Annotated in this window: 4 protein-coding genes and 1 pseudogene; 1 reads left to right on the top strand and 4 read right to left on the bottom strand. The window is 65.8% G+C overall.

Annotated features, from left to right (window positions below; genetic code table 11):
* Positions 1-315: pseudogene (locus tag EOA24_RS33565) on the top strand (phosphodiesterase); the annotation flags it as partial.
* A 1-nt stretch (position 316) separates the two neighbouring features.
* Here the strand turns inward: EOA24_RS33565 and EOA24_RS33560 are convergent.
* The 4 genes from EOA24_RS33560 to EOA24_RS33545 all read right to left on the bottom strand — a co-directional run.
* Positions 317-715 carry a type II toxin-antitoxin system VapC family toxin gene (locus EOA24_RS33560; RefSeq protein ID WP_127258753.1) on the bottom strand — a complete coding sequence of 133 codons (399 nt, stop codon included), beginning with the start codon at positions 713-715 and terminating at the stop codon, positions 317-319.
* Positions 712-987: an AbrB/MazE/SpoVT family DNA-binding domain-containing protein gene (locus tag EOA24_RS33555; protein WP_126081046.1), complete on the bottom strand. Its 276-nt coding sequence runs from the start codon at positions 985-987 to the stop codon at positions 712-714. Before EOA24_RS33555 ends, EOA24_RS33560 begins: the two co-directional genes overlap by 4 nt.
* A gap of 56 nt (positions 988-1,043) precedes the next feature.
* Positions 1,044-2,126, bottom strand: a complete 1,083-nt coding sequence (locus EOA24_RS33550; protein ID WP_127250975.1) for an ABC transporter ATP-binding protein — start codon at positions 2,124-2,126, stop codon at positions 1,044-1,046.
* Positions 2,123-2,682, bottom strand: a 560-nt coding sequence (locus EOA24_RS33545) for an ABC transporter permease subunit (RefSeq protein WP_133374746.1), incomplete at its 5' end; no start/stop codon positions are given. The genes EOA24_RS33550 and EOA24_RS33545, both read right to left, overlap by 4 nt.

The raw sequence follows: 2,682 nt of genomic DNA, 5'->3' as shown, positions 1-2,682 counted from the left end.
CTGCTCGACCCGCTCGGGCTCGAGCAGCCGCAGCGGCTCATCGACGTGCTGACGCGCCACGGCAATGTCCGCTACATCTTCTTCGGCCATGTCCACCGCGACATCGCCGGCACCGTCGCCGGCATTCCGTTCTCGGTGCAACGGGGCCTGCATGCCCGCTTCATGCTCGACGTGGTCGGCGACGAGATGGTCGAGCAGGCGCCGCCCGCCTATTCGATCATCCTGATCGACGGGCAGCGCGTCGTTATCCACAGCCACGACTTTCTCGAGCAATGGCCGCTCTGGTCGCCGGCGACGGGACAACGCGTGCGGTAGATCACTCGAGCAGCAGTGTGGGCGTTCCCTGTCCTTCGACCAGCTTTGCCGCTTTTCTATCGAAGGACACGAAGGTTTCGCCGCCGAGCCACTGACCGTCGAACGCTATCACGCCGTCGGCGAAATCTCCGCCGGCGTCGAGCACGGCCTGGCCAGCCTCGATCGTTGGTCGGTTGGCTACGACGTTGCGCATATCGAGGATGCGACGGATCGAGGCTGATATGTCGGGCCGCGCGACCCGGTAGCTTCTGTCCAGCACCCAAACGAACTCGCAGAGCGCTTGAACGCTGATCGCGACCAGTTCGGCCCTTTCCAGGGTCTCGGCTGCGGTCTGCTGCTGCGCTTCGTCGTCCCCGACAATGAGCCACAACAGCACGTTGGTGTCGAGGCTGACCTTCACTTGCGCTCGATTCCGCGCATCCCGCTCGAAGCGCCGGCGTCGGCGATCGCATCGTTGATCTCCTCGATCGAAAGCCGGGCGCCGTTGGTTTTGCCCTTGAGCATCCCGCTCAGCTCTTGCCAGGAGCCCTTGCCCTGGTCGGCTTTCAGCTCCGCCCGGCCACCAGGTAGAAGATCAAGCCTGATCTTGTCACCGGGCTGGATGCGGAGGTGCTTGAGCACATCCTTCCGGAACGTGACTTGGCCACGCGCTGTAACTGTCAATGTCGTCATGGTGCAGCCTCCGGCTGCTGAAGATAATGCAGAATTGCATTATTTCAAGGCGGAGATTAAGCGAATACGTGCGCCTTGCCGGTGACGGTCAGCCGCACGATCTCGCCGATGGACGGCGCGTCCATGCCTGTCCTGCGCAAGACGAGCGGCGTGTTGCCGATGGCGGCCGCGTCCGGCGGATCCGGGCTGTTGAGCAGCCGTACCGCCACGGTGCAGACGGCGCCCGCGAATTCGCAGTCCGTCACCTCGCCGAACAGCATGTCCGGCGTGCCCGACATACCTTCGCGGGAGGTGAGCTTGAGCAGGATTTGCTCGGGCCGCAGCATGATGCGCGCGACATCGCGCCGTTCCTTCGTATCGACGGCGATGCGGCCGAGCCGCGACACTGCGAAGCCATCCGCGATCCTGGCGGGCACGATGATGGCGTCGCCAAGGAATTCGGCGACCATCCTGTCCTTGGGCTGGAAATAGAGCTCGCGCGGCGTCCCGACCTGCGAGAACAGGCCGTCGCGCATCACCGCCACCTGGCTGGCGAAGGACAGCGCTTCGGCTTGGTCGTGCGTGACCAGGATGGTGGTGATGCCCGCCTCTTCCAGAAGCTCTGCCACCGCTTTGCGCATCGAAGCGCGAAGCCCGGTGTCGAGCGCCGAGAAGGGTTCGTCGAGCAGCATCAGCCGCGGCTTCATCGCCATGGCGCGGGCAAGCGCGACGCGCTGCTGCTGGCCGCCGGAAAGCTCATGCGGCCGGCGTTTCAGGACCGCCTTGTCCAGCCCGACGATATAGGCAAGCTCGACGATATGCTCGGCCCGCTTGTCGGCATTCCGCGCGATGCCGAAACCGATATTGTCGGCGATGCTGAGATGCGGGAACAGGGCACCGTCCTGGGCCACCACGCCGATCCCACGGCGATGCGCCGGCACGGCCGCGTCGCCATTGGCGAGCACCTTGCCGTCAAGCGCGATGCGGCCGCGGTCCGGCGCCTCGAAGCCGGCGATCAGCCTGAGCAAGGTGGTCTTGCCGCAGCCGGACGGCCCGACGATCGCGGTGCGGCTGCCGCTTTCGACCTGAAGGTCGACACCGGCCAGCGCCGTCACCGGACCATAGTTCTTGGCGACATCGCTCAGTTCGAGAAAGCTCATCGTCCGGCCATCCGCTTCGACTGGACGTAGAGCCACCAGGTCATCGGCAGCGACATCGCCACCATGATCAACGCGTAAGGAGCGGCGGAGGCGTAGTCGATCTCGCTGCTGTAGGACCAGAAGGCCATCGCCAGGGTGCGGGTGCCGTTGGGCGCCAGCATCTGGGTGGCGGTGAGCTCGTTGGTGATGCCGAGCGCCACCATCGCCATGCCGGCCGCGGCGCCGGGCGCCGACAGGCGGATGGTTGTCGCCCACAGTGCCTTGACTGGCGGCCGGCCGAGGCTGGAAGCGGCACGCTCCAACTCCACCGGAGCCTGCGCGATCGAAGCGCGCAGGCTTATCAGCGCGCGCGGCAGGAACATCAGCGCATAGCCGAACAGGATGGTGAACAGCGTCTGGTAGAGCGGCAGCGCGACGCGTACGGTGATCGTCACCAGCGCCAGCGCAATGACCACGCCCGGCAACGCGCCGACGATGTAGTTGCAGCCCTCGAGCAGGCGCTGCAGCCGGCCTGGCGCGCGGATCGAGATCCAGGCCATCGGCATGGCGGCAACCG

It is taken from the genome of Mesorhizobium sp. M2A.F.Ca.ET.039.01.1.1 (assembly GCF_003998035.1).
GTDB lineage: Bacteria > Pseudomonadota > Alphaproteobacteria > Rhizobiales > Rhizobiaceae > Mesorhizobium.
This window is presented reverse-complemented; position numbering and strand designations above follow the sequence as displayed.